Source organism: Paenibacillus spongiae, from assembly GCF_024734895.1.
GTDB classification, from domain to species: Bacteria; Bacillota; Bacilli; order Paenibacillales; family Paenibacillaceae; genus Paenibacillus_Z; species Paenibacillus_Z spongiae.
The window spans coordinates 3,903,434-3,929,295 of record NZ_CP091430.1 but is presented as its reverse complement, the minus strand read 5'-3'; the positions used below and the strand labels follow the sequence as shown (position 1 = coordinate 3,929,295).

General features: G+C 45.6%; 23 protein-coding genes. 5 read left to right on the top strand and 18 right to left on the bottom strand.

Annotated elements, in window-relative coordinates; genetic code table 11:
- The first annotated feature begins 236 nt into the window (after positions 1 to 236).
- Together L1F29_RS17995 and L1F29_RS34455 are read left to right on the top strand one after the other, a co-directional pair.
- Complete coding sequence (locus L1F29_RS17995; RefSeq protein WP_258383441.1) at positions 237 to 740, top strand: DinB family protein; 504 nt, start codon at positions 237 to 239, stop codon at positions 738 to 740.
- A gap of 102 nt (positions 741 to 842) precedes the next feature.
- Entirely contained in the window at positions 843 to 932 is a 90-nt protein-coding gene (locus tag L1F29_RS34455) for an IS3 family transposase (RefSeq protein ID WP_373876551.1), read from the top strand.
- Positions 933 to 1,005: 73 nt separating this feature from the next.
- Here L1F29_RS34455 and L1F29_RS17990 read toward each other — a convergent pair whose 3' ends face one another.
- The 13 genes from L1F29_RS17990 to L1F29_RS17930 all read right to left on the bottom strand — a co-directional run bounded on the left by L1F29_RS17990 (position 1,006) and on the right by L1F29_RS17930 (position 18,243).
- Complete coding sequence (locus L1F29_RS17990; protein WP_258383440.1) at positions 1,006 to 3,192, bottom strand: glycosyl hydrolase family 95 catalytic domain-containing protein; 2,187 nt, start codon at positions 3,190 to 3,192, stop codon at positions 1,006 to 1,008.
- Positions 3,193 to 3,281: 89 nt separating this feature from the next.
- Positions 3,282 to 3,431, bottom strand: coding sequence for a hypothetical protein (locus L1F29_RS17985; protein WP_258383439.1), 150 nt, complete (start codon positions 3,429 to 3,431; stop codon positions 3,282 to 3,284).
- Between the two features lie 257 nt (positions 3,432 to 3,688).
- The gene (locus tag L1F29_RS17980) at positions 3,689 to 4,786 is read right to left on the bottom strand and encodes a GntR family transcriptional regulator (protein WP_258383438.1); all 1,098 of its coding nucleotides are present in this window, start codon (positions 4,784 to 4,786) and stop codon (positions 3,689 to 3,691) included.
- A gap of 248 nt (positions 4,787 to 5,034) precedes the next feature.
- Positions 5,035 to 6,687, bottom strand: coding sequence for an extracellular solute-binding protein (locus L1F29_RS17975; RefSeq protein ID WP_258383437.1), 1,653 nt, complete (start codon positions 6,685 to 6,687; stop codon positions 5,035 to 5,037).
- A gap of 40 nt (positions 6,688 to 6,727) precedes the next feature.
- Positions 6,728 to 7,618, bottom strand: a complete 891-nt coding sequence (locus L1F29_RS17970; RefSeq protein ID WP_258383436.1) for a carbohydrate ABC transporter permease — start codon at positions 7,616 to 7,618, stop codon at positions 6,728 to 6,730.
- A gap of 13 nt (positions 7,619 to 7,631) precedes the next feature.
- A complete protein-coding gene (locus L1F29_RS17965) occupies positions 7,632 to 8,597 on the bottom strand; it encodes an ABC transporter permease (protein WP_258389726.1) in 966 nt (321 codons plus the stop codon).
- A 326-nt stretch (positions 8,598 to 8,923) separates the two neighbouring features.
- The gene (locus tag L1F29_RS17960) at positions 8,924 to 11,146 is read right to left on the bottom strand and encodes a helix-turn-helix transcriptional regulator (RefSeq protein ID WP_258383435.1); all 2,223 of its coding nucleotides are present in this window, start codon (positions 11,144 to 11,146) and stop codon (positions 8,924 to 8,926) included.
- A gap of 482 nt (positions 11,147 to 11,628) precedes the next feature.
- Positions 11,629 to 12,018: an enolase C-terminal domain-like protein gene (locus L1F29_RS17955; protein ID WP_373876416.1), complete on the bottom strand. Its 390-nt coding sequence runs from the start codon at positions 12,016 to 12,018 to the stop codon at positions 11,629 to 11,631.
- 152 nt (positions 12,019 to 12,170) lie between these two features.
- The gene (locus L1F29_RS17950) at positions 12,171 to 12,467 is read right to left on the bottom strand and encodes an FCD domain-containing protein (RefSeq protein WP_373876550.1); all 297 of its coding nucleotides are present in this window, start codon (positions 12,465 to 12,467) and stop codon (positions 12,171 to 12,173) included.
- Positions 12,464 to 12,658: a GntR family transcriptional regulator gene (locus tag L1F29_RS17945; RefSeq protein WP_258383433.1), complete on the bottom strand. Its 195-nt coding sequence runs from the start codon at positions 12,656 to 12,658 to the stop codon at positions 12,464 to 12,466. Before L1F29_RS17945 ends, L1F29_RS17950 begins: the two co-directional genes overlap by 4 nt.
- A gap of 609 nt (positions 12,659 to 13,267) precedes the next feature.
- On the bottom strand, positions 13,268 to 14,320 hold the full coding sequence (locus L1F29_RS17940; RefSeq protein ID WP_258383432.1) for a cysteine peptidase family C39 domain-containing protein: 1,053 nt from the start codon (positions 14,318 to 14,320) through the stop codon (positions 13,268 to 13,270).
- Between the two features lie 271 nt (positions 14,321 to 14,591).
- Positions 14,592 to 16,421 carry an ABC transporter ATP-binding protein gene (locus L1F29_RS17935; RefSeq protein ID WP_258383431.1) on the bottom strand — a complete coding sequence of 610 codons (1,830 nt, stop codon included), beginning with the start codon at positions 16,419 to 16,421 and terminating at the stop codon, positions 14,592 to 14,594.
- A complete protein-coding gene (locus L1F29_RS17930) occupies positions 16,396 to 18,243 on the bottom strand; it encodes an ABC transporter ATP-binding protein (protein WP_258383430.1) in 1,848 nt (615 codons plus the stop codon). Before L1F29_RS17930 ends, L1F29_RS17935 begins: the two co-directional genes overlap by 26 nt.
- Positions 18,244 to 18,567: 324 nt before the next feature.
- Between L1F29_RS17930 and L1F29_RS17925 the strand changes: the two genes are divergently transcribed.
- A complete protein-coding gene (locus L1F29_RS17925) occupies positions 18,568 to 19,368 on the top strand; it encodes a class I SAM-dependent methyltransferase (RefSeq protein WP_258383429.1) in 801 nt (266 codons plus the stop codon).
- 176 nt (positions 19,369 to 19,544) lie between these two features.
- Here the strand turns inward: L1F29_RS17925 and L1F29_RS17920 are convergent, their stop codons facing one another.
- Entirely contained in the window at positions 19,545 to 19,916 is a 372-nt protein-coding gene (locus L1F29_RS17920; RefSeq protein WP_258383428.1) for a (2Fe-2S) ferredoxin domain-containing protein, read from the bottom strand.
- A gap of 32 nt (positions 19,917 to 19,948) precedes the next feature.
- Positions 19,949 to 20,404 carry a putative iron-sulfur cluster-binding metallochaperone gene (locus tag L1F29_RS17915; RefSeq protein ID WP_258389724.1) on the bottom strand — a complete coding sequence of 152 codons (456 nt, stop codon included), beginning with the start codon at positions 20,402 to 20,404 and terminating at the stop codon, positions 19,949 to 19,951.
- A gap of 535 nt (positions 20,405 to 20,939) precedes the next feature.
- On the opposite strand from L1F29_RS17915, the gene L1F29_RS17910 reads away from it, so the two are divergent.
- The gene (locus L1F29_RS17910) at positions 20,940 to 21,692 is read left to right on the top strand and encodes a hypothetical protein (protein WP_258383427.1); all 753 of its coding nucleotides are present in this window, start codon (positions 20,940 to 20,942) and stop codon (positions 21,690 to 21,692) included.
- 173 nt (positions 21,693 to 21,865) lie between these two features.
- Here the strand turns inward: L1F29_RS17910 and L1F29_RS17905 are convergent, their stop codons facing one another.
- Positions 21,866 to 22,339, bottom strand: coding sequence for a DUF4362 domain-containing protein (locus L1F29_RS17905; protein WP_258383426.1), 474 nt, complete (start codon positions 22,337 to 22,339; stop codon positions 21,866 to 21,868).
- Positions 22,340 to 22,613: 274 nt separating this feature from the next.
- Between L1F29_RS17905 and L1F29_RS17900 the strand changes: the two genes are divergently transcribed.
- Positions 22,614 to 23,885 carry an IS110 family RNA-guided transposase gene (locus L1F29_RS17900; protein WP_258383425.1) on the top strand — a complete coding sequence of 424 codons (1,272 nt, stop codon included), beginning with the start codon at positions 22,614 to 22,616 and terminating at the stop codon, positions 23,883 to 23,885.
- Between the two features lie 437 nt (positions 23,886 to 24,322).
- On the opposite strand, the gene L1F29_RS17895 is transcribed toward L1F29_RS17900, so the two are convergent.
- A complete protein-coding gene (locus L1F29_RS17895; protein ID WP_258383424.1) occupies positions 24,323 to 24,790 on the bottom strand; it encodes a hypothetical protein in 468 nt (155 codons plus the stop codon).
- A 161-nt stretch (positions 24,791 to 24,951) separates the two neighbouring features.
- Positions 24,952 to 25,794: a tyrosine-type recombinase/integrase gene (locus L1F29_RS17890; protein ID WP_258383423.1), complete on the bottom strand. Its 843-nt coding sequence runs from the start codon at positions 25,792 to 25,794 to the stop codon at positions 24,952 to 24,954.
- Positions 25,795 to 25,862 lie beyond the last annotated feature (68 nt).

Genomic DNA, 25,862 nt, shown 5'->3' with positions numbered 1-25,862 from the left:
CGCCCTTTAGCGTAATGAAAAATGGAGCAGCTGCAAGGTACAGACTGCTCCATGGTGCATTGAACTAACGTTCCCGTTAGTTCAAAACGTTGAGGAACCACTTTACAGCAGGGTCCTCTCTTATTTCCTTGCGATGGAAATTATAAAGCTATACCCCGAACACTGACAGACTGATGTCAGCGATGCCATCTTATAATGGATTTGTGCAACAACAATCATAAGGAGGATTCGAAACGATGTTTAAAACAATTGAGGAATTTGCGGCGGAGTGGAGCCAAGAAACCGCATCAACCTCCAGCCTAATGGCCGCCATGACGGACGATTCCCTGAATCAGCGGATCGGAACGGAGAACCGCACGCTCGGAAGACTGGCTTCCCATCTGGTCGTTACCATTCATGAAATGCTCACCCGCACTGGACTAAAGTTCGAATGTCCAATCACTTATGATCACGTCTCGGTTTCAGCATCGTCCCTTGTGGAAGCCTACAAGAAGGTCAGCGAAGCGATGCTCCAGGCTGTTCGCTCCCAATGGAAAGATGAAACGCTGTTGGAGCAGCACAACATGTACGGTGAAGAATGGTCCAATGCGATTACGCTGCGTGTCCTCATCCAGCACGAGGTCCATCACCGGGGCCAAATGACCGTGCTGATGCGCCAGGCCGGACTCCGGATTCCGGGCATGTACGGACCGACGATGGAAGAATGGGCAGAGTGGGGCATGGAAACTCCGGTTGTGTGAATGAACGTTAAAGGCTGTTCTTCCGGTCTTTATACGGACCTGTAATATGCTCCCCTTACAGTAGCAGGTTGTTATAAATTTACCTGTCTACTGTAAGGGAGTATATTCTACATCCATTTTTACAATTACGAACGATTACAGGCAAAACTAAACGGCCTCAGTCCGATGAGATTCAGGACCAAGGCCGCTTAACTGATTTATTTTTTTACTGTCTACTTGACGGGGTGCAGTTTAGACCTTGAAAGTCCTTTTTGTTTACATTGAATTACTTTTTGCAACTTAACGTATAACACTTTCCTGCTTCTGTATGAAAAGTTATGATGTCTCCGGACATCTGCCAATCCATTTCCTTCTGTTGATGCCCGTCTGCTTCCAAGACGCTAACTTCTCTGTTCGGCCATGGGTTTATGATGCGGCACGTTCTGCCTTTCTCACTATTAATATTGACGTATAACAGATTTCCATCAGATAGCTCACTCGAAACAAGAAAGGCTCCAACGGCTCGCAGGTCTGTGAAACGAGCATTCGTTTCTTGAGGCCAAACAGGAAATAATCGGATGACATGCTCATGACTTTGCAGCAGCATTTCATTAATCGCCGAAGGTACGCCGCTGCAGCACTCAATACCGCCTCCGCCGAAGAAGATAAACAGGTTCGGATAACTATGCTCAACGCACTGACGACGCAGCTCGCGCAAGATGATCTCGGGATCATACCCTACCCGCGCCGCGCTCGTAAATATCGTAGGAAATCCGTTATAATCCGTCCAGCGGTTTATGACCGTGATCGTATCTTTTGCAATTTCAAGAAGTTTAGGATCTGAGTCAAGACCGATCGCTCCCGCCGGCCAAATATGCTGAATGGCCAGTGTATTATCATTCCACCAGTCTCGACCTTGCTCCGTTAACCGAAATATCGTTTTGCCGTCACGTTCAAATGTTGGAAAGTCGCTAATATGCTCTAGGATATGCTCCCACTTTTCGCGTCGCTCGGTATCGAGACTCAATTCTTTCGACATATCGAGCAGCCCTTTGAACACCGTCCGGATAACGCCTAATGAAAGGATAGGATTCATGTCCTCGAACTCCTGAAGCCAATCATCGTTAGGATGTGAATTTGCCCATGTTGGGACTTCGTGAATAGCATCACGATATATTACGTAACGGTTTCCTTCGAATTTTAAATAGTGTTCCCAAAAATTAGCAACCTCAAGTAGAAACGGGTATGCCACCTTGCTTGCATATTGCAAATCATAAGAATAGTAATAACGCATCAACATATTCACTGCACTTAGAGCCGCATTGCTTTTCTGCCCCAAAAACAGATGACCGTTCTCATAAGTTATGCTTGCGCTTGTCGTGGACAGAACAGTAGGAAATCCTTTAGGCCCTATACCGACATCGTAATAGATCCCGCTGCGCTCTAAATATTGTTCGGCATACCTGCGGCCGTTGTCCATATATTCCAGAAGCGGTGTGTCATACGGCTCGCTCAATTCGATATGGTTGGACGAATAAACTCCCCACCAAGGGGCTTGATAATTGTAATTCAAGTGATAATCTCCGGCCCAAGCCGGGCTGTCTGTCGTGATCCAACTGCCGAACAAGCCAGGCGCAAACGCTTTGTTGCGACTGCAACATGCCATGATGTAATGGGAGCCGTACCAAAATTTTTCCAGCAGCTCGTCGCCGATCTCTATCGATGACTTGGCCCAGAATTGACTCCACCAGTTGTCATGCTCCGAGCGAAGCGAACCAATACGGCTCTCGTCAATAAGCCCTACTCTAGCAATCGACTCTTGTAAATAATCTTTCACATCGTGATTCGTTAACACATAAGCAATGATATAGGCCTTTCTGCCAGGCTGTAATTCAATAGAATTGCCCTCACTGCCTAAGCAACTCATGGCCACGGAGCCTTCCGTCGGCCAATCTAGATCGATACCGTTAAATTTCCGCGTACCCCAAGTGACGTTGCCGTCATGACCAAATTCCGTTTCTGATTCATGCCCAGGTTGCATCCACAAATCCACTTTTACAGGAATTGCTGCATGTCCTTCGCAAACTAACTCGATAACCAATGCATTCTCTGTAGCCGAAACCCATGTGGTCATCGTAACAAGCGTTGAATCTCCGCGAAATGTCGACACAACATTAGCTTCATTTAGCCGTTGTTCAGCATAATACGAAGCATCAGCCAACGCAGGAATATGAATATCGATTCCCCCGAGCAAACACGGACTACCGTTCGGGTATGTCCTTTTCGTTTTCCAAAAATCAACTTTCGATATCCATAGACGCTGCTGATCCGGTAATCCGCTGAGGACAACACCGACATCGCCGTTTCCAATTATAGGTCCATCAACGACTTTGTCCGAAGGCACATTTCCAGGTGGTTCCTGGAAAACTCCATTATACTTCTCCATCTTCTCTTTCCACTCTACAGGTTTCATTCTATCGTCCTCCCGAAATGCTGAAATCACTACTCCAATCGAACTCAACTCAATATGTACCATTTAATGGATTATATAGTTGAATATTACTAATATTTCGTTGCTGCGCTTCTTTCTTGATAACTCTTCAAAGCATCATTGTAGATCTGCAGTACTTTATCCAGATCGCCTGTCTTTTTAATTTTATCCTGGAAGGCCGTCCAGTTGTCGAAGCTTTCTTTGCCATTGATGAATAACATAATTCTCCTAAAGTTAGCGCTTACAACCTAAATTCAGCTATCCGAATCGCATACAAACACAATACAGCACGTGATCATTTGTGTCAATATTTTATTATAAAACCATTATATTATAATACAATAAATGATACAGTTTTTTGATTTCGGAAACAAAAAAGAACCCGTGTCTTCGGAATACGCAGCTGTACATTCACACCGCGGATCGTTCCAGCTTTCCACATGACACGAGCTGGCTTTTTGAATGATTATGAAGGACTTCAGATTGAAACAGGTAAAACAGACTCCCCTATATAAATGGTCGATTTGCATACTTGTCCGAAATTATGCTGATCATCATTATCTTCAATCATGCTGAGCAATTTTCTGGCTGCACATTGTCCCATTTCATAAAAGGGTTGTGAGACCCCCGTTACATTTCGATTGACTTTACGATTTAAATTTACGGCATCGTACGTTACAAGCGATACATCACCAGGTATGCTGTAATTCAATTTTTCGAAAGATTGGATTGCAGCTTCCGCGATCTGATCGTTTGCCGTAAATACAGCCGTAAAACTCATTTGTTTCATTTTCTGCTCAAAAACATGGCAATAAGCCTCAAATTCGTTGGAAAAGTCCTCCAACTCTGTTGGAATGATCACATCGAACTCCTCCGAATATTCAAGACCGGAATCGATAAAAGCTTGTCTGAATCCGAAAAGACGCTCAGTCATCGTACTCACATTCGTGTTTCTGATGAACAATATGCGGCGATGTCCTTGATCAAGCAACAGCTTTGTCAAATTATATGCTCCAGCGATATTATCACTGGTTACATATGGTATCTTGGTGTTGGATATCATCCGATCCAGAAATACGATTTTGATTCCGTTATCCTGAAGCAAGGACAAGAGCCGGTTATTAATATCTTCATGCCCTTGGCTCATGAACGGACTTAATATGACTCCTTCTACTTTCCTTGCTACCGCCCCTTTAACGAGAAACTCCAATTTTTTATAATCGCGATCATCGCTTGAGGTTAACAGCTGATAGCCCTGCAAATACAATATATCCTCAGCCCCCCTAAGCGCTGCCGACCACAGGGGATTTTCGATGCCTATAACGAAAGCAGCCACGAGCCGCGTACGGTCTTGATGAGTAACCTTCCTTTTATCCGCGAAAGTTCCTCTACGGCTATCTCGGACGAGCCAGCCTTCATTCGATAATTCTTTAATCGCTTTCTCCACCGTATTCACACTGGAATCATAGTATTGTGAAAACTCTCTACTAGACGGAAGTCTATGGCCTTCGGTCCACTCCCCATTCATCAACCTTTTCTTAATATCTTCCTTTATAACAATATACTTAACCGCCAATCGTCATTCTCCTCAACTAAAGTAGTTACATTTTACTTTAGCTTTCTGAAACAACTGTGTCAAGTTTTTTGATACAAGTTAACTATGTAACATGTTGATGGAAAGAATCCCTCAATGTTCGTACCGAAAGCCAACATTTCACGCGCAGAAGCTACGCAACCATCTATAACCTGTCATTCGTTGCGAGTGGGGCTTGAGTAAACAGCACAGACCCGATTGTTCCTTGAGGAATAATCGGGCCTGTGCTGTTATTTCTTAACCTCCTGATAACGATCATTGTAAAGCTTCAGAACTGTATCGATGTCACCCATAGCCTTCAAGTCGGAAACAAATTTGTCCCACTGGTCCATCGGCATCTTGCCAGCGATAAACTTTGTGATGGACTCCTCAACAAAGGTCGCCATCGGCGTCAGGATACTGCTCATCTCCAGCTTCTCGTCTTCAGTGAAGACAAGTGGCGGCATGTTCACACTGTCTCCAGGCGAGATCGACTCTTTGCCGTTTGCCTCATCCGTGTACAGCCAGTAGTTTCTATCCATATATTCGCCATCCACATAAGCAGGAACCGTCTGCGTCAGTGGAATTTCCGCTTCCTTCTGCTGAGGAATAAACTGGATGCCCGAGCGGACACTCATCGACATGTTCACACCGTATTTGGCCAGCTCCTGCATAGCTGAGGCCGCTTGCAAAATTTCCGGCTTAAACGTTTTCTTGTCCCCCTCTTTCGTGAAGGTTACACCTTCAATGCCCCAGTTAGCCAGTTCGACCATTTCATCTGAAAACTGGTAGTCCAGCATTTTGACGACCAGCTCGGGATTCTTGGTTTTCGCCGAAATGACCGTACTGTACCAGGAGGAAAGTACCTTGCCCTCTTTCTGGGAACCAATCTTCCACGAAACCTCACCCTGCAGGTTTTTCGGATGCGGAATGAGGCCCCATACAACCTCAGGATGCTCAGCGTTATTGTTCAGCTTTTCCTTCAAATCCAGTCCATAGACGAAGGGAGTGATGAAGTTTTTGCCACTCAGCATCTTGGCAATGGATTGTTCGCCGGTATTGATCGCATACTCCGGATCCAGCAGCCCTTCGGCATAAAACTTGTGCAAATATTCGATGACGCCCTTGAAGCGACCATCATCGGCCAGTGGTCCGTACACGAATTTCTCACCATTAAAGAATACACCGGTGCCTGAATGATTCATAGTAAGCAGATGATCGATAATAGCCGTGCCACCGTACACATTCGTCAGCGGATAGGAATCCGGATAGAGCTCCTTCAGTTTCTTCGCTACCGTAAACATTTCATCGAAGGTCGTCGGCGGCTTCAGATCATGCTTTTGTAAGATATCGAAGCGAACCCCAAAGACAGCCTGAGTTCCATTATGATTTCCTTCACTCCCATCGACGAAGCCATATATGCCTCCTTCGGTAGAAGCCACCTTTTTCTCGCCATACGGATCGCTGTCAAGATACTTCTTATAGTTTGGCATCTGGTCCATATAGTCCTTCAGGTTAAGCAGCTGCCCGCTGTCGCCCAGATCGTGCACCTTGCCGATGTCGGCAATGCCAAAGACGTCTGCAAAGTCACCACCGGCGATATAAGTCGGCATTTTCTCATTATAATCCCCGAAGGGTGCTTCCTCCCACGTAATGTCCAGCTTCACTCCAAGGTACTCCTCCATCATTTCCTGCCACTTCTCTTGCACCTGAGTGCCCAATGGCGACTTGGAGAATATCGGATTGTACACGGTCAGATTCAGCACCTTCGGTTTTTCCCCGCTGCCTTCAGCTGCTCCGCTTTCCTTCCCCCCATTGCCCCCGTCATCCGAACTGCAGCCGCTCAACACAGCCATTAGCGCGAATAGTGCCACTACCAGCGAGATCCCTAACCGCTTTCTCATGAACACAAACCCTCCTTCGATATCTTATCTTGTTATGCAGTCAACCTTTAATCGAACCTATCATGACCCCTTTAACAAAATAGCGCTGAATAAAAGGATAGATGAACAAGATCGGCGCCATGGCAACCATGACCGCTGCCATCTGCAGATTTTTCGGATTCATCCTGTTGCTCGCCAGGAGGGCCTGGATTTCGCCATCTGTGTAACCGGATCCAAGATTTTCCTCGACTACGATCCGGCGCAAATACATTTGCAGCGGGTGCAAATCGGAGTCCTTCAAGTAGAGCAAAGCATTGAACCAACTATTCCAATGGCCCACGATCGTAAACAGGGCAAAGGTGGCAAGCAGCGCCTTCGATAACGGGAGCGTGACCTTGTACCAGATGACGAAATCATTCGCCCCATCCATATAGGCGCTTTCACGAAGTTCTACAGGTAGCTCCTGAAAGAAAGTCCGGAAAACAAAGACCGTGAATGCCCCGATCGCTCCTGGAATGACCATCACCCAAAATGTATTCATCATACCCAGATTTTTGATGACCAAAAAAGTTGGAATCAATCCGCCTCCGATAAACATCGTAACTGCCCAATATACGGTTGCAAATTTGCGGAGCACAAATTCACGGATTGCCAGCGTATAGGCTGCCAGAGAAGTGAGTGCCAGCGTAATGAACGTCCCGACACCTGCATACAGGATCGTATTACGATAAGCCCTGAAAATTTCCCCGTCCTCGAACAAGTATTTATATCCTTCCAGATTAAACCCCTTCGGCAGCCAGCCGACCTTGCCAGCCACGATCGCACTCGGAGTACTGAGCGAAATCGACAGCACGTTGATCAACGGATAAATCATCACAATCATCATCACAACTATAAATGTGTAGTTGGCGACGTCGAATAGACGGCTTAAGATCGATTCTTTATATCGCATCGTCCTGACTCCTTTACCACAAGCTATTTTCCGAAACCTTCCTGCTGATCCAGTTAGTCAGATATAACAGGAAGAATGAAATGAGCGAGGTTAATAGACCAATAGCAGCCGTGTAGCTATATTGTCCACCCTCGATACCTTCACGGAAAATATAAGTATCCAATACGTCAGCCGTCTCATAAGTCAATGGACTGTACATCAGCAGGACTTTCTGTACATCAGCCCCCATGATGCCGCCAATGCTGAGAATGAACAGCAGCGTTACGGTTGGCATAATAGCTGGGATCGTAATATGCCAAACCTTCTTCCATCTGGTAGCTCCATCAATCGTTGCAGCTTCATATAGCTCATTCGAAACACCTGCCAGAGCGGCCAAATAAATGATTGTGCCCCAGCCGATACCTTGCCACAAGCTCGAGCCGATGAACAACGTCCGGAACCAGCCAGGCTCAGCGAAAAACTGGATAGGCATCTGTCCGAACCAGGAAACAACTTCATTAAACAACCCCGTCTCAGAAGCAAACACCTTCAGCATACCTACAATAATAATGGTAGAAATAAAATGCGGCAGGTAGGAAATCGTTTGCGCAAGCCGCTTGAACCAACTGTGCTTGATCTCATTGAACAGCAGCGCAAGCACAATCGGTGCCGGAAACGTCCAGAGGAAGCTATAGACCCCGAGCAGGAATGTATTTTTCAGAATGCGCGGGCTAAAAGGGTTTTTGAAGAACATCTCAAACCATCTCAGCCCTACCCAGTCGCTCCCCCAAATGCCTTTCGCTACGCTATACTTCTTGAAAGCAATAACAATTCCAGTGAGCGGAATGTAATGAAAAATAAAGGTGATCAACATGGCCGGCAAGACCATCAGGATCAGCACCCGTTGCTGAAGCAATCGTTTCCAGATCGACTTTCCTGTACGCTGCTGTGCAGACTGCACTTTACGAGGGGCTTCCCCCCTATTTGGAACCGCTACCATTTTCAAAAACCTTCACCTCCTTTCAGGGGCAGATTTTCATTTGTCCAGGGTATCATTCAGATGTATCGCCATCGTAGCATCGCCCCCAAATAGGAAACAATCGTCCGATTTTGTGTGGCCTGGTAATCATATTTTTGTAGGATATGACATCCACCAAAACCTTGCCAGCATTGACTTTGTGAAGGTCAATCATCAGATTTTATGAAGGGGTATCACAAAAATGGTAGATCGGTACAGACAAAAAACAGCCCCGGTCCAGCACTTACAGGACCAAGACTGCTTGATTGACCATGGTATGCGATTGGACAGAAGGACATCGCTGCCCATCATTTCATGGGCTCGCCCAGCTCGTGGGCTAGCTTCCTGAACTCTCCGGGCGTGATGCCCACGATCTTCTTGAAGGTGCGTATGAAAGTATTCGCCGATTCGAAGCCGACCGAGAGCGCGGTCTCATTCACCGACAAATTCTGTTCGGTCAGCAGCAGCTTCGCTTTCTCGACCCGCACCTGGCGTACATAATCAATGAAGTTCATCCCCGTAGCTTTCTTGAAGTAATGGGAGACATAAGTGTACGACAGCTTCACCTCATCTGCCACCCGATCCAGATAGACATCATGCATGTAATTCTGTTCGATGTAATCGATAATAATCTGCTTCAAATTTGTCTTCTCGTCAGCGTACTGCCCTGACAAATCAACAAACCGCTCAATAAGCAGCCGGTTCATCAGGGAGACATTAAAAATATCGCGATAATAGCGGATAAAAGCGCTGATCTGCTGCTGCGAGCCTTCATCCCGCTGTCCTTCCCGGCTATTGAGCATAATGACATACAGATTCAACAAATAGTAATGCATCTCATGCTGCCGGAAGATGGATTTGCTCTTGTTTTTGGCCCATAATTTCGTCAAAAGGCGTGGAATAGCCTCAGCATCCCCGCTTGTGACTAGCATCATCAGCTGTTTCTCCTCCTGGATATTCAGATCGAAGGAGCCTTCCTCCTGCAGGTCATCGTCTACAGTCGCAAAGCCAATGCTCCACCCTCCTTCGTCCAGCTGCATAACTTGCTGTCTGTGGAATACAGAACGACTCTCCTCATACGCTTCCCGCAGGTCATCCAGTTCTGTGTACAGATTGCTTACCCCCATGATCATGAACAGACCGGGAGCATGCCAGACCTTGAGCTTCTCAATGAGAGCAGCGGCAACCTCTACGGCAGGGTCAACCTGGACAAAATAGGTGCGCTCCTTGGCGTACATATTGATGGTCGTGAAGGTGAAGGAGGAGCCCAGCAAATATTCGAATTGCCTTACCGCTCCCACAGCATGATGGCCTTCTCCATCCTCCAGAATAACGGTAACCACCAGATAGTGCTGTCTGGTCTCTGCCGCGTAAAGCATATTCTTCAATTCATGATCCAACTCGTGACCCAGCATCAGTTTGTTCAGAAAGCTCTCCTGCACGAGCTTCTCGTGTTTCTTCAGGTATCCACCTACAGAATGCAGCTCCTCTTGAAGGCTTGATATCGCCTGATCGAGCAGTGCATACTCATTCGTCACCCAAGCACTGCCCTGGCCACCAATATTCAATTTGCCCAGCACATTGCGCAGGGGCCGGTATACTTCCGCATTCATGAGCATGAACAGCAGCAGACAGAACACCATAAATACAGTCAGCAGCAGGACCGTATAATTGTTGATCTGCTGATTTTTCTGGGCAGCCACACTATCCGTATGACCAATAATAAAGTGGAAATGATCGGAGCTGCTGGTCAGGAACGTATATAAACTGTCTGTAGAACGACGTTCCAGGATGTCGACCACTTCGTCCAGGGATGCCGGTTTGGAGACAAAGCGCAGATCGTGCTCCGTCCCTGATACGATATTCAATTCCCGGTCCAGTACAAGAACCTTCGTATCATCCCGGGAGGTAGCCGATTCTATCGCCCGATTCTCCGCCTCTCTGTCCGTAACGACGTAAATTGCCATATCCCGCAGTGAATACAGATACATATTTGCTTGGGCGCTCATATAGCTGATGGGCTGCAGCATGACCTTCCCCTGATTGGTTCTGTCCTCAGACATTGAGCGTACCGTTCTCTTGGACTCCTCGTCCAGCTTCTCATAAAACACTCTGGTCGACATGAGCCCTTCTGTCCCGAGCACAAATTCCGACTGCTTGAAACGAATAAAAATATCATGGATATCGCTCCGGGCATTCTTGAAGCTGCGTATATTGCTGCGCACATTCACCAGCTTCATGTAGGTATCTGCGTCGTATTTTTTCGTATAGGAGAGAGAAACGATGGAGCGATCATACGTATATTGATACATAATTCGTTTGATAGACTCCATCGTGTCATGGGTCATATTGACGATGCTGGCCAGTTCCTTCTTGTTGGATGCCTGAATCTCCCTCTCGACCACTTTTATAAAATACAAATTATTTATATAAGCGAAAATAATTAGAAACAACAGCACTATAATCGTGATCCGTAACAGCTTCATCACAATATTGGAGTCCCGGGTCAAACGGTAGTGCCAGCTTTTCAACGATAATCATTCCTTTCCACAACGAACAAAATGAAAGCGTATTCGATAATGAGGAAACTGAATCATTTCGAGGGAGCTCAATAAAGCATAGGTGATAGTTACGACATCGAAAACCATTCTCGCCATGCTTTATAAACGTTTCTTCAGTAATTTGAATTATTTTATCCGTTGCTTCTTTACTGGCAGGATCCAACATCAGCAGAGCTTCTCGGAGTATTATCTCAAGACCAAAATCCATACTGCCGCCTATATAACAAAATCAGGGACGGACCAAACATTAATCGATTACTCAAAAAAGGCGACGGTATTATACCGTTACGCCTCTTTTGAAGATGATCGGAACATACCTCCACTTTTTGTTAAACGAATGGGCAGAATAACATTATGCAGGGAGCAGACCGCCGCGGCGCTGCACCCACCGCGTTGAGTATTATTCATTGAGAGTTGTAGGATGAGAGTAAACCGATACAATCGATATATGTTTATGTCCTCCGACACCAGGCCGTGCCGTAACGGTCATGGAACGAGTATGGTTGTTTCCGCTGCGACGGCTTTTGCCGATCCCATATTGGCAAATCGTACGAAGCCGCAAGCCCAGCTACCTGCTGCCATTCGGTAATGCTCCCTACTCGCGTCACATCGACTTGTACATACTCGACCGCTCCTTGATGGATGTAATCGCGAAATGCGTACTTGCTGTATACATGCTCTCCAAGCGCGATCGGCACATTTAAGGCATCGGCCAATTTGCGATGATTCAGCACATCGTCAGGGTTAAGCGGCTCCTCCAGCCAATACAGATCGAACTCTTCCAGTCTCTTGCCCCATGTCATCGCCGTATTGATGTTCCACTGCTGATTCACGTCGATCATAAAAATGACGTCGTCACCGATCGCTGACGCACTGCCTTGCAGCGGTCGTAATCCTCGCGCGGTTCCGGCTTGCCAACCTTGATGTTGACGCCGGTAAAGCCGGATTGGACAATTAAGGGAGACAGGACAAAAAAACCTTGCTGGGATACCCGTCAAGCTTGAATAAGCTGTTTTGTACGCTGATGCGATTCTGTTAAATGCCGCCTCATTTGAGAAACCGCCGCATTGCGGTCACGGGCTAGCATGCTTTGTGCGATAGCGATATGCTCCTGGCATTCCTTCGCTAAGATACCCGAATCCAGCTCCTGCTTGATGAAGCTTAAATACCTTAGGATTCGCTCGATATACATCGTAATGAGCTCCTCCATCGTACGGTTGCCGCAATACCGCAAAATCATGCCATGCAGGTCGTCGTTCATCTTCGTAACCAGCCCTAGCTTGGCCTCTATCGCTCTATCTCCTTGGTCGAGGCACTTCTCCGCCTCTTCAGCCGCTCCATCAGATTCTTCAATTCCTGTTCAGAAACAGCCGATACTGCTTTCTCTACCGCAGCGCATTCCAGATGAAGGCGGATTTCATAAATCTCGTCCAGCTCCTCCACCGTCATGTCTGCGACAAACATGCCCTTGAAGGGGACCATTCGGACAAGCCCTTCTGCTACGAGCCGCGAAAGCGCCTCACGGATCGGAATATTGCTAACCTCGAGCTCCCTTGGCAGCTGATCGATATTGATTTTCTAGCTTGGCTGCAGCTTGTGCGACAGAATACGCTCTTTAAGCAGGGCATGAAGTTCGTCCGTCAACACGTACCGGTTTAACGTAGCCATCAGTTATCGCCGACCTTCGAAGGTAAAATGCTTAATCATGTACGATTAATTATATGACGTCAACATTGTCAAGTAAACCTATGATAAAACAAAAAAGCCGCGATTTACGCGGACTTCATTCGGACAATGATCTTGTCATCCGACAATTGCTTGCTGGTTTTAAATAACGCTATCCTATCGCCACCGAACGAAAGCACCGACGAGAAATAATGATTAGGTTATAGAACGTCCTTTTTTTGATCAGTAATATCAAGAAATATCAAGTTCTTTCTTTTTGTAGCAGCGACGCTGGACGATTATATCAGTTTCGGTCTGCTGGCTGTTTCAATCCACGCCTGCTACAACAGCCGACATTGTACGAGTTGTCCCCAAATTGCAATACTTATGTACTGGCTGCAAGGATAATAACCCACCACAATTTGCTTATAATCTACGTAATCCTTCTTTCAACAACTCAAGCGCTTGGTCGAGCCGTTCCGCGTAATCACGGAGAGCGGCGGCGACTTTGGAACGTTTTTCTTTATCACGCATAGTAGTTTTGACATCACCCATATTCATCCCACCGCCCAGTTCTTCCAATTGGATCCACAAAAGGCTCCTTCCGCCCGAAGGTGTTTCAGCTGGCAGCAGCTTTTGTATTTTTTCGCCTAATAGTACCAACTCCGAATATGCAGGATTCATATCCGCGAGTTGTCTAAAGATGTATGTAGGCTCTCCTCCGCTTGTGGCAAGGTTACAGACATAAACGCCGTAGTTTTCCCATAATCCAAGGCTTTCATCCTCGAATCGACCGGCTTCAATGTCGTCAGCCCATACGCGGTATGCCGAAGCACCGAAAAACATACCGTTACGTTCCGGCAGGGTTAGCCAATGCGGCATTTTCTTAATTACCTTAAGATATATTTCCTGAAGTGAAACCTCGCGTTGTTTTTCTCCGATAAAAATCAAATCCAACTTATTTTCATCATTAATTTCATAGTCGATTGTAATGGTGTCATGTATAAGCAATTTCAACGTTTGCCCGCCGTTTTCGTATCCGACAATAAGGATATATGTCCCTACGTCAGATTCCCATTCCGGTATATCGTTAAGATTTGATTTAACAAGAATCGGAACACCTTTGTTGATATATTCTACTATTTTCCGCAGATAATTAGTCTTATCGACGATGATTCGCCCGGCTTTAACGTATTCATGACTATAACCGAGCACGTCGAAAACATACGCTATATGTTCAGGCCCCGCTAAATACCCTGACACGCAATATTCACAGCGGGTAGTCAGATTATGATTGTAAATCTGCGCGACGGTATCTCCGGTAATCGCGGCAATATTCCAAAAATCAAGTTCTTCATGCCCTCCTACTCGTTCCAAAATAAATTTTATGCAATCTGGCAATCCAAAGTTATGCCCTTTCATTCCCTCAAATAAATTGCGAATATCGGACAATTGTTTTGCATCGTTATTGCATTCCATTTTGTAGTACTCCTTTTAAATATTCATTAGAAATGTATAATTTTAGTATAGCACATTACTTTTTTTGCCGTCGATCCGAATGCGGAGCGGACCAGTTTTGGGATATGTGCATAATGATAGAATCCCCGTCCTGCAAACTAGTGGGAAGCGCCAGAAAGACGGAGCTTGGTATATACAGTAGAAAACATAGAACATACAAGAAGGCAGGATAAGGGCATTTCCTTATCCTGCCTTCTTTAGTACATGGACGGGGAATAGGCTCAAGCCTATCTCACGCCCCAACATAATACTGAGCCTGCGCATTCCACAGTTCAGCGTATTTCCCGCCCCGGTCGGCTATAAGTTCGTCATGGGAGCCGCGTTGAATAAGCTGACCCTCGTGAAACACGGCAATGTCGTGACAGAACCTGCAGGACGAGAGTCGGTGGGAGACGAAGATTGCCGTTTTGTCGCCGATTAGTTCATTAAATCGGGAATAAATCTCGAACTCCGCTATCGGGTCCAGCGCCGCCGTTGGTTCGTCTAGTATCACAAAAGGCGCGTTTTTGTACAACGCCCTTGCGAGAGCCGCCTTCTGCGCTTCGCCCCCGGATAGCTCCACGCCGTCGTCTGAAAAATCCTTGTGCAAGTAGGTGTGAAGCCCATTGGGCATGTTCTTTACCTTTTCGCCAAGCCCAGCCATAATAAGAGACTCCTCCGCCAATGCTGCGTCATAGCTCTCGGAGGAGGCTACGTTATGGCCAAGCGAGAATGAGTACAGCTTAAAATCTTGAAACACAACGCTGAAAACGCCCATATACGCCGAATAGTCGTACTCCCTAATGTCAATGCCGTTTAACGTGATAACACCCTCCGTAGGTTCATAAAGCCGGCATAGGAGCTTAATCATTGTCGTCTTGCCGCTGCCATTCAACCCCACGACGGCAAGCCGTTCGCCAATATTAAACTTCATGCTAAGATGCTTGATAGCGTAGTTGTCGGACCCAGGATACTTAAACGACACGTCACGAAACTCAAACTCCAGTCCTTCTTGCGGGATTTGTCTGCTTCCATCGCTCTTTCGCATGTTGTCCGGCAGGTCAAGATAGTCGAACGCGAGGCTGAGATACGGGTTGTTTGTAATAAAATTGCCCAGAACCGAGACCAGCTTGGCCAGCGCGCCGACAGCGCCCGTAACCGCGCCGATATACTGAACCACGCTGCCTAAGGGATACATGCCATATAGCGCCCGCAGACCGATAAAGAGATAGACGCAGCCGCCCAGCACGGCATTCATAGCCGCTGCCAATGCGTTGTTCTTGCCGAACAAGTCAAAAATCCGGTACCAGAACTCCGCGCCAACCGATTTATTGTAATGATCCTCGATCGCCGGCGCCTGTTTATAGAGGCGAATGTCCTTGGCGGCATTTTTGACCTGCATGTATTCGTTAAAAAAATGAACATAGGTGTTGGACTTTGGATTTTCCTCAAACACTTTCATTTGAATCCGCTCCTCCCTCTTCTTTAGCGCATAGGTGAAGGGAAGGATGAGCAGGATGAGCAGAACCATCAAACCGGTGGCAAACGGTGATGTGATAAACGTCTGCTCATAGGAAGAAGCGGATGTAAACATCCCGAAGAACAATATGATACATGCCATCAGTTCAAAAAGGGGCTGCAATAGTTCCGGCAGACTGTAGTGCAGCCGCAGAAGGCCCAGTCCGTTGCCGTTCGTCTTGGCTTCAATATCCGCTAACATTTCATTATTCTCTGTATCTTCCACTTGATCGTAATTAAGCTGCATGTATCGATTGCCGAGGAAAAAGTAGAATCGCGCCCACAACGTGCTGTTTAAGGTCGCGATCCGGCGCGTCACCGCGGCATTGATAGCCGAACCGACAAACGCAAGCCCAACTGCAAGTGCGGCATACAGCATTATTCGCCCGGTGTCGCGCTCGCCGGCCAGCTCGTTTATGATCTGGGCAGACAGGAAGAGCACCATTAACGGTTGAACAGCTCTTACAAAGGATGAGACGATAGTAAGCGGAATATAGGTTGGCGTTAAACGATTTACTATGCCGTATCCGCGGCACAGATTACGCCAGATGGAACGCTTCTTCATTGTCGGCGACCTCCCCATCCTTATAGTAGTGAGACTGTACGTTGAACATCTCGGCATATTTCCCGCCATTTCTCATAAGCTCATCGTGCGTGCCGCACTCGGCGATGCCGCCGCCGTCGATTAACAGAATCCTGTCGCAGAACCGCGTGCTTGCCAGCCTGTGGGAGATGTAAATCGATGTTCGGCCTGCAGTCAGTTCGGCGTAACGCTGGTAGATCTCGCTCTCCGCGATTGGGTCAAGCGCAGCCGTAGGTTCATCCAAGACGATAACCGGCGCGTCTTTATACAGCGCGCGCGCCAGCGCCAGCTTCTGCTTCTCGCCGCCTGAGAGTTCGATTGCGTCGGTGTGCACCCGACGTACAAGAAGCGTCGCTTCCCCCTTCTCAAGCCTGCTTACCTTATCCATAAGTCCGGACATGACGAGGCATTTCTTTACCTTCTCGTCGTCTGTCCGATCAGGGGGTTGCTGCGATACATTGCCGGCAATATCACAGCAGAAGAGATGAATATCCTGAAACACCGTGGAGAAGAGTGAAAAATATTCATCCCTGTTATATCGCGTAATGTCGACGCCGCCTAGCGTTATTTCGCCGGATGTTGGCTTATAAAGACCGCATAAGAGCTTAATAAGCGTCGTCTTGCCTGCCCCATTCGCCCCGACAATGGCGATGCGCTCTCCCGGCTTGATCTCCAGATCTATGCCGCCAAGGGTCGGTTCCTGTGCCTCCGGATAGGTGTATCCGACATTTCTTAATGTAATCGCGGGAGGCAGGCGATCACCGGACGGCAGCGGATGGCCAACGCCGGTGTTTGAAATATCGGGGACTTCCAGATAATCGCGTATGTCCGACATCTCGCTTAAGGCACGCAGCAGCTCGCTAGAACTTGTCAATATTCCCGATAACCAGCCCGCAAACGCGCCAATGGCGGCAAATACGAGCACGAAGTTGCCCAAGGTCATCTCGCCGTTCAGCAGCAAGTAAATGAGAAACGCGTACGCGGCACCGTCACGAATCAGGCTGAGCACCGCTTCCGAAAGCTGAGCCTTCATATCGCCTGTCGCTACCTTTTGCTCTTTTTCGGTGCATGTAACGAGTACGTTTTGAAAAATACCGCGGATTAAGCTGCTTAGGTCATATAGACGTACGTCTTTGCCGCCGGACGGCTCTTTCGAAACCTTCTGCATATACCAGAGCTTGCCCTGAAGCTTTGACCGCTCTTCCCGCGTGTCCCTCTCAATCTTGCGGGCGCGAGAGAGCGCAAGCCAATTGATCCCGGCCGAAACGGCAAGAAAGAGAATAATTAGAGGGTGTACCGATACAATAACCGTTCCATAGGCAAGAAAACCCAATACGTTCATTAAAAGCTGTGACGTGTGTCGCGGTATGTTGGAGGCGGGAGAGTGATTGCTTTGCATGGCGCGCCACGCCTTTTCGCCCAGCTTTGCGTATCCGGGGCTTTCCAGCACCTCGTAGTCCATATTCAGATGCTTGCGCATGATGGTTTGAAGGTGCTTCAAGATGCTGATGGTACCTACAGATTCATTGGTGATGAGGTCGGCATAGCTTTTCACGCAGCTCAGCACGGCCAGAAGAAGCGCCATGGCGCCCACCGACAGTATAAATTCGCTTGGCGTGACGCCTGCCGTAATGTTGTCGATGACAATTTTGGGCATAAGGATGCTTACAAAAGGCAGACCTACGCCAACAAGCACCGATACGGCACAGCAAATCAGCGTTAGCGGCCTTGCCCGCCAGTGCAGCCGCATGGAGTAAATGATGTTTGACCACGCGGAGTACGCCGTTTTTTTCTCTGTTGACACACTAAAACCTCCTTATGAAATAGGGCTGAAGCGCAATTTCGAAATCAGCATAGCACACCCGCGAATTTCAACCTATCAAGTTATAGTTGAAATTGGACATTCAACTGCCGGTTGAATGACTAAGGTTGCTACCGGTCGGTCATGTCTGCGAGATCAAATGGACGCTGGATGGATGATTTTAGGTAGATTAGTTCATTGAAAAACGGTATATTATTTTGGGGTTAACAGCACAGAGTATTCGTATTCGATATGTATTATTGGGATAACGCGCAAATCGGAATATACGTTTAGTCTCTTATTATTATATTTGGGGAGGGCGTCGGCATGGACAAGAATTCAAACATTATAGGCGCTGGTGAGGTTGGCTGCGCCATCTCGGTCGACATGGACAAGCATTCTGTTTATAAAACAAACAGCTTCTATTGGGATACAAAAGGAAATGACTTCTTGGGAGCAATCGTGCTTCCTTTTTATGGAGCATTTGTCTCAGAAGAAAAATGCCAGCTTTTTGGCGATGTCTCAGGGAAAAAGATGCTGGAGATAGGCTGTGGAAACGGTCAATCCTTGCAATATCTGGGGGAACGCAAAGCATCTGAACTATGGGCTGTGGATATATCAGAAAAACAAATCGAAAAGGCAACGCAACATTTGAAGGCATGCGGTCTTTCAGCAAAATTGATCTGTTCTCCCATGGAAGAAGAATGTGGCATACCAGTGGGTTATTTTGACTTTGTTTATTCTATTTATGCCATAGGCTGGACCACCGACCTTGAGGGTACTTTTTGCCGGATCGCTTCTTACCTTAAAAAAGACGGTGTATTTATTTTCAGTTGGTCTCACCCTATACACAAATGTGTTGTTGCAGAAAATGATAGGCTTACTTTTAAAAAAAATTATTTCGATGAATCTTGGTATTCGGTATCTCTTGATGAAGGTGCGCTAACATTATCGGACCGTAAACTATCAACCTACGTGAATGCGTTGGCAAAAGCGGGATTTGTAATTGAGCAAATGATTGAGCAATCTGATGATGAAATTATGCAATCGCGGGACGATAACAGCGAATTTGCAAAAAAAGCAAAGATGCTTCCTGTAACTTTTGTAATCAAAGCAAGAAAACTATAGTATCCGAAAGCTTAATCATGACTAGTAAATTTTAATACATCGCCATTTAAATTCAACATTTCCCATAGTTCTATCTCATCTATATCTGAACATCCAATCGAAATATTATAGGAGCAGCTGCCGCGGCAAGCTGCTTTTCGTTTTTTATTAAGCTAACGTATCCAGTTAGTTTAACATTATTTGCTAATACCTTTTCTCACTTTGCAAAGCACGAATTTCCCATCGACTAACCGATATTGAGCCTTCTCCACCACAATCTCTTCCCTTAACAGATGCTCCTTTATAATTTTCTCCGCAGACTCAATGGTCATCTTCTGATACCATACTCCATCAGGATAGACAACAACTGTCGGAGATTGAGAGCAGCGCAACATGCAGTCTGTAACGGTAATTCGCACTGTTTCATCAAGGTTTTCATTTTTTATATGTTTACGCATCGCTATCAATACATCTTCAGAGGAGGCTTGAGAGCAACTCGGTCCACGGCAAACTAGAATATGATGCTTCATGCGCTCCATTCGTTCCTCTGACTTACTCTTTTTTGCCATGTATACACCCCCAAGTGATGTGTAGTGACAGCTTACACCTCTTTGATACCCCGTACAAAAGCATTCACATTCCCTAAGCAACATGCCCCTTGGGGATTGTTTATCTCACATCCACATCGCCCCGCCTGAACGTGAACTTTGATTTGGGCGGCAGGTTTTTGGTCGGTTCCTGCCGCTTGGATGAGGCGTTCTCGCGTCCAGCCAAAGCAATAACACACAGGTACATCAAAGCCTAAGTTCTTCTGGTACACAGGTACCTTTAGGTCACTCTCGGAGAATGTTTGAGAGTGGTTCCCACTAAAATATACGGTAGAGCAATTAGGGCTCGAACAAAATACGTAAGTGTTCTCAGGTTCAATGGTTTCTAAAGCGCTAGCTTTAAGCAATGACTTGAGCGTGATAAGTTGCACGTTCCTCCCCTTTTCGCCGCATGAAGGACAATTTATATTAACCTCTTGTGTGTTACTTGAGGGTGAGCAACAATCCATTGAAATCACTCCTTTTCCTCCGATTATCTCACTAATGAGCAGAAGAAGAAATATCTGTACTCCGCTAATCTGCCATTTAGCTTAATAAAATAAGGAGCAGCTGCCGCGGCAAACTGCTCATTGTTTCGTTTAACTATCGTTCCCGTTAGTTCAAGAATGGAAACAGCTGGTAAAATAGCATGATTAGCCACCAGAACTCGACTCCACGCTAGTCTTGCGCTCGGGACACATGTTTGAATTTTGTCATGTCGAACTTAGCACAGGCAGCTAGTCTAGTATATTCATAGAATATAGGAGTAGCGTCAGGATTCCCCATGAGACTTAACCGATTTTGCGTCAAATAAAGCTTGCTAGTGTCTCGTATGACTTGTCTCAAAAGTCTTATCGTTGTTAAATCCTTCATTTTTAACGCTGAAACAGCTTACCGTTGTAATTCCGCATTTTCGGGACGCTACCCCCTATCGAAAATGTAGGGAAATCTACTATAAAAGATGGGAAAGACCATCGTAAGGAACATAAGAAAGGTGGGTTTAATTTGGGTAATTGCAATAAAGACTGTAAAAAAGATTGCTGTAAAAAAGATCACAATAAAAAAGATCACAATAAAAAATGTGACTGCTGTTGTACACCAGGCAGCAATCAAAAATGTTTGCTTAAATACTTTGACTTTGTTGAAAATATCACTCCTAATGTTTCCCCTTCTACACTTCTGCCTATCTTAATTGAAACGGAAATTGCACGAATAACATTGAAAGAAATTCATACAGATGACCGTATAAATCTAAAGGCAAAAGTAGATTGGAATATCGACTTAAGTGGTACTATTAACATTAATACTTTTGGTGCGGTTCCAGCAACAAGAATAGATATGAATGTACCGTTATTCCACATACATTCGATTATTTTCAAACTATGGCGTGATGCTATTGGTAGTGGAACCCTTGTGTGTCAAACTAATGATTTCAGATCTAACATATTAGACGCCAGGGTAACCATTACACCAACTGCTACTCTTCCTATTCCTTTTGTAAGTACTATTACGGCAACGACCTCTGCTTCGTGTACAGACATTAACGCTCCTAAAGGAGCACACACGTACTTTTTGACAGCGACAGCACAAGTCGGTTTTACATTTAATACTCAAATTGTACCTGTAACTGTTAATGCTGCTGGGACTTCTACTACTTTGGCGAGTGTTAGTCCGTCTGTTACTACCAATACCAGCATCGGTTCAGCCTATCTTGACGGTTCCGTTATTGACGAAAACGGAACCAAATTATGTAAGTAATTTCTTTATCATTAACCTCAAATATTTTCTTTCGGGTGTTTTGTATCATAACTTAATGGGTATTGAAACAAAAAGACCAGGTTTGCGCCTGGTCTTTTTACTATGTAACATAATAGATATTTTCTTCTGAACCACGAAGTGTTATTCAAAGTTAATACGCTAAACATTCACAGTTAGTTTATCGAGCTCTTTTCAAACCAAAAGGTATCTCCAATTTTGGTATTGTCACATCCTCGAAGCACAAAACCATCTCGTCCATCTTCCATTTTCTTTAAATCAAACCCTTTACAGTTAGTACTTGGTCTGTTTAAATCTGAACCAAATGCATCCATGGAGTTATCGAATGTATAGCTTATCAGCTTCCCGTTATATGAAAGCTCATAAAAGATGGGATTTCCTTCGATTGTATACTGAGTTATTCGAACTTTATCAGGATTATTACTCTCAAGATTTTTTAAGAACGTTTGCCACTTTTCAATATTAGAATACTTTCCATGTACATTTACTACATCTCCATTTTTAATCGCTTGGTCAGAATGATATGGCTCTGTTACCTTTGGAAAATTGGAGTCCTCACTTCCACAACCCGTGGCCAATATCGAAAAAGCCAAGAGAAGTAGGAGTGACACCAAGGCTATCTTCTTCATGAAAATCCCCCCCTTTCTTACTTCGGGTATATCAAGCTTTAATAATTAAACGGTATTAAGTAAGTCATTGTTGCGTTATTCTGCCCGTTAGCGTAATGAAAAATGGAGCAGCTGCAAGGTGCAGACTGCTCCATGGTTGAACTATCGTTCCCCGTTAGCATTCCTGTAGATGGATTAATTCCGTCTTTGCAAAAAGAAAAGCGCCTCGGTACGATGGGAGTACGCAACGGGTCATAGCCCTTTAAAATCCCATCATCCAGGAGGACGCTCTACTATGAAGTTTAAACCGCAGGACAAACAAAATCAACTCATTGAAAAAATTACTGCTCAGCACCTCGTCGTCGGGATCGACATCGCCCAACAAACGCATGTCGCGCGTGCTGTTAACTTTCGTGGAATCGTCATCGGTCATCCATTATCCTTTTCAAATGATGAAGAAGGATTTCAAAATCTTCTAAGTTGGATCCGTTCCCTGCAAGCCGCGAACGACCTTAACGCGGATATTGTTGGTATGGAACCAACCGGTCATTACTGGCTTAACGTCTCTAGGTGGCTCTCCGAGCGTCAATTCGAAGTGGTTCTCGTCAATCCTCATCTTGTAAAAAAGAATAAGGAAAACCGCGACAATACGCCATCCAAGAGCGACAAAAAGGATGCTCTAGTCATTGCCGACATGGTCAAGAACGGCTACTACTCATTCATTCGCAATACGCCAGAAGCCTTTGAAGAACTACGTGTCTTTCTCTCAAACCGCGACTCTGTCGTGACGAGGCTCGTTAGCGCAAAGAACCAAATCCATCGTTGGGTTGACGTTGTTTTCCCGGAGCTGCGTCAGGTCTTTAAGAGCCTCATGTGCACGGGTTCGTTGGCCACGCTTCGTCTTTTCCCTACACCTGAAGAGCTCCGGAAATTACAGCCCCAAGACATCATTGCAGGCTGGAAATCGCTGATGAAACGTCACTCTGGAGAACGAAAAGCTCGTGCTCTTATCGCGCTTGCTAACAGCTCTGTTGGTTCTAAACAAGCCACGCAAGCTTACAAGCTTCACTTGAAACAGTTACTTGATGAGTACGACCTTGCTAGTCGACAGCTCCAAACGGTCGAGACAGAAATCATTGCCGTGTTAGATCGCATTCCTTTTGCTAAATCTATGCTTGCTGTCAAAGGGATCAGCGCCATTTCACTTGCTGGTATTCTAGGTGAGGCTGGGGATTTAAGCGGATTTGTTCACGGCAATGCCCTGCTGCGTCATGCTGGACTCAACCTCGCAGAAGCAAGCTCTGGCAAATGGACCGGACAGATGAAGATTAGCAAACGTGGGAGAGCTCGCCTTCGTCGTTTCATCTTCATGATGACCATGAGTTTGGTGATGAACAATCCGGAATTCCAAGCTATGCATACACACAATGTACAGGTGAAGAAGATGAGGAAAATGAGGTCCATTATGAAACTATGTGGGAAACTTGCTCGCATACTGGTTGGAATGGCTCGGCGTGGCGAAGTCTACAATCCACAAAAGACATTCCCCATGCAAGTAGCTGCATAAACAGAACCTACCGTTTCGTTGCACGAGTTTTGGCTTATTCGCGGGATTTCAAAAGAAAGCACGGAGTACCGGATGTATTAAACCAAAGGGCACCGACCCGTACCGTTAGCAAGACCGGCCTCCACCCCTTGGACAGGCGTAACGAAGGAATGAGAGGGCAAAGACCCGTTGAGACATGGGAGTGAAAACCTCCAGGGGCGGCGTGGAGAAAGCGTGCAGTATATGGAAGAATATGGGGTAGCGATCTCCCCTCTATTTCCTCACGCCTTCATGTTGTCCTGGTCTACTACAAGGGTTCTCTTACACTCTTCTGTAATTCTAGTAAGGGTGAAATCCTGCGAATAAGCGAGCATTTGTGAGATAACTAAATCGTACCGAGGGAGCTTAATGAAAAAATAAATATAATTACCCATGTCATAAAGGTAGTAGGTGAATATTTACATTTGTTCTTGGTAAACTACAATCGTTAAACCTGACTCGCCCATTAATCCATAATCTAGTTCAACAACTATTTTACGTTCAGGAAATAAAAGTTTTAACCTGATTTCCCATACAGACTTAAGAACCCTTGCAAACTCCATGAAAATAATTTCGTTTCGAACCGATTCATCCGAAGACATTAAGAAAAAATCTCCGATAGACCAACTGTTTACCCATTTCTCTACTTGTCTTCTATCGTAATTGAATCTCTCCTTGATTTCATTTAGACTTTCTTTACCATTGAAAAAGTTAGATATAAATATGTAGTCGTCTATTTCAATTATTTCCGGCCAAAAAACACTCGCAATAGACAAGTGCTGCTCAATTGTGCATGTATTAGCCGCATTATTCATTAAATTAATACCCATTATGTCTTTAAATTCTTTTAGGATATCTCCGTTAACTATGCTACTATGTTTGATCACGACGCAGCACACCTCAAATCATATTGTAAATGCATGATTCAATATATCTGATGCTATCCATTCGAGATACAGAAACCTAATCCCTTTAACATTATTGGACTAATCCGCCTTATAGTTGAATAGCGGCGGATCTTTGAAGGCGAATCCACCGCTGTTCTGTGCTAAAAAAATTGCCGATAAAGTTCTCTTCGACGCTCGCCGCGGAGCTGAGCATAGATTTGCGTGGTTGATGCCTTTTCATGCCCCATCATACCTTGGATGAAATCTAGTAGTGCACCGTTATCAAGTAGTTGGCACGCATAGGTATGTCTAAAGCGATGAGGATAAACATTTGCTTCGATTTCTCCCCGATTTGCAAGCCTTTTCAGAGCCCATCTGATCGTAGGTATAGCCATTCGTTTAGTGGGAAGTGTATCGGTTACGAATAAGGCTTTACAGGAGTCAGCACGGCTGGCCAGGTACTTCTTTAACCATACTTTGCACTCCGTCGTAAAATAAACTTCTCTCTGCTTTGAGCCCTTGCCATTAACTATTGCAGAACGGTTTTCCCAGTTGAGATCCTCGATGTTTATCTTCTCCACTTCACCAACTCGGCAGCCGGTACAGTAGAGAAACTCAAGCAGCGCTCGTTCCCTAAGTGACTGACAAGAAATCTTTAAGTTAATAACATCTTCTTCGATCAAAAACTTAGGAATACGCTTTTCCAATTTTGGTTCTCTTAATTTTAGAGAGGGATTTGAACTCAGGTACGTCTCTTCATAAGCGTAGCGTAAAAGCGAACGAATAAAACGAATTCGATGCCCTAGACTGCTAGGCTTTAACCGATCTGCTTGTTTATTCAAGTACTCCTTCAGCATTGTTAACGTTATCTCTGATATTTCGAGATCGCCAAGTTCCAACATCAGCATTTTGTGCTGGAGGACGTAAGCTTTTAATGTTTTCGGACTAAATCCTTGAATATGTTTGTCAGCCTCGTACAACCGCCACAACTCACTCAAGTTCATAACAAAACCTCCCTTTAGAAGCTATTAAATCTAGTTTGCTTCTAAGCAGAGGTTTTAATCTGCTTGAC

What these genes read in the sequence shown, in the direction of transcription:
- L1F29_RS17925 (WP_258383429.1), top strand. Translation starts at nt 18,568, where the DNA reads ATGGACAAGAATTCAAACATTATAGGCGCTGGTGAGGTTGGCTGCGCC.
- L1F29_RS17990 (WP_258383440.1), bottom strand. Translation starts at nt 3,192, where the DNA reads ATGAAACCTGTAGAGTGGAAAGAGAAGATGGAGAAGTATAATGGAGTT.
- L1F29_RS17935 (WP_258383431.1), bottom strand. Translation starts at nt 16,421, where the DNA reads ATGAAGAAGCGTTCCATCTGGCGTAATCTGTGCCGCGGATACGGCATA.
- L1F29_RS17915 (WP_258389724.1), bottom strand. Translation starts at nt 20,404, where the DNA reads ATGGATTGTTGCTCACCCTCAAGTAACACACAAGAGGTTAATATAAAT.
- L1F29_RS17920 (WP_258383428.1), bottom strand. Translation starts at nt 19,916, where the DNA reads ATGGCAAAAAAGAGTAAGTCAGAGGAACGAATGGAGCGCATGAAGCAT.
- L1F29_RS17965 (WP_258389726.1), bottom strand. Translation starts at nt 8,597, where the DNA reads ATGGTAGCGGTTCCAAATAGGGGGGAAGCCCCTCGTAAAGTGCAGTCT.
- L1F29_RS17900 (WP_258383425.1), top strand. Translation starts at nt 22,614, where the DNA reads ATGAAGTTTAAACCGCAGGACAAACAAAATCAACTCATTGAAAAAATT.
- L1F29_RS17995 (WP_258383441.1), top strand. Translation starts at nt 237, where the DNA reads ATGTTTAAAACAATTGAGGAATTTGCGGCGGAGTGGAGCCAAGAAACC.
- L1F29_RS17890 (WP_258383423.1), bottom strand. Translation starts at nt 25,794, where the DNA reads ATGAACTTGAGTGAGTTGTGGCGGTTGTACGAGGCTGACAAACATATT.
- L1F29_RS17955 (WP_373876416.1), bottom strand. Translation starts at nt 12,018, where the DNA reads ATGATCGACGTGAATCAGCAGTGGAACATCAATACGGCGATGACATGG.
- L1F29_RS17985 (WP_258383439.1), bottom strand. Translation starts at nt 3,431, where the DNA reads ATGTTATTCATCAATGGCAAAGAAAGCTTCGACAACTGGACGGCCTTC.
- L1F29_RS17905 (WP_258383426.1), bottom strand. Translation starts at nt 22,339, where the DNA reads ATGAAGAAGATAGCCTTGGTGTCACTCCTACTTCTCTTGGCTTTTTCG.
- L1F29_RS17970 (WP_258383436.1), bottom strand. Translation starts at nt 7,618, where the DNA reads ATGCGATATAAAGAATCGATCTTAAGCCGTCTATTCGACGTCGCCAAC.
- L1F29_RS17945 (WP_258383433.1), bottom strand. Translation starts at nt 12,658, where the DNA reads ATGGTCCCCTTCAAGGGCATGTTTGTCGCAGACATGACGGTGGAGGAG.
- L1F29_RS17975 (WP_258383437.1), bottom strand. Translation starts at nt 6,687, where the DNA reads ATGAGAAAGCGGTTAGGGATCTCGCTGGTAGTGGCACTATTCGCGCTA.
- L1F29_RS17940 (WP_258383432.1), bottom strand. Translation starts at nt 14,320, where the DNA reads ATGGAATGCAATAACGATGCAAAACAATTGTCCGATATTCGCAATTTA.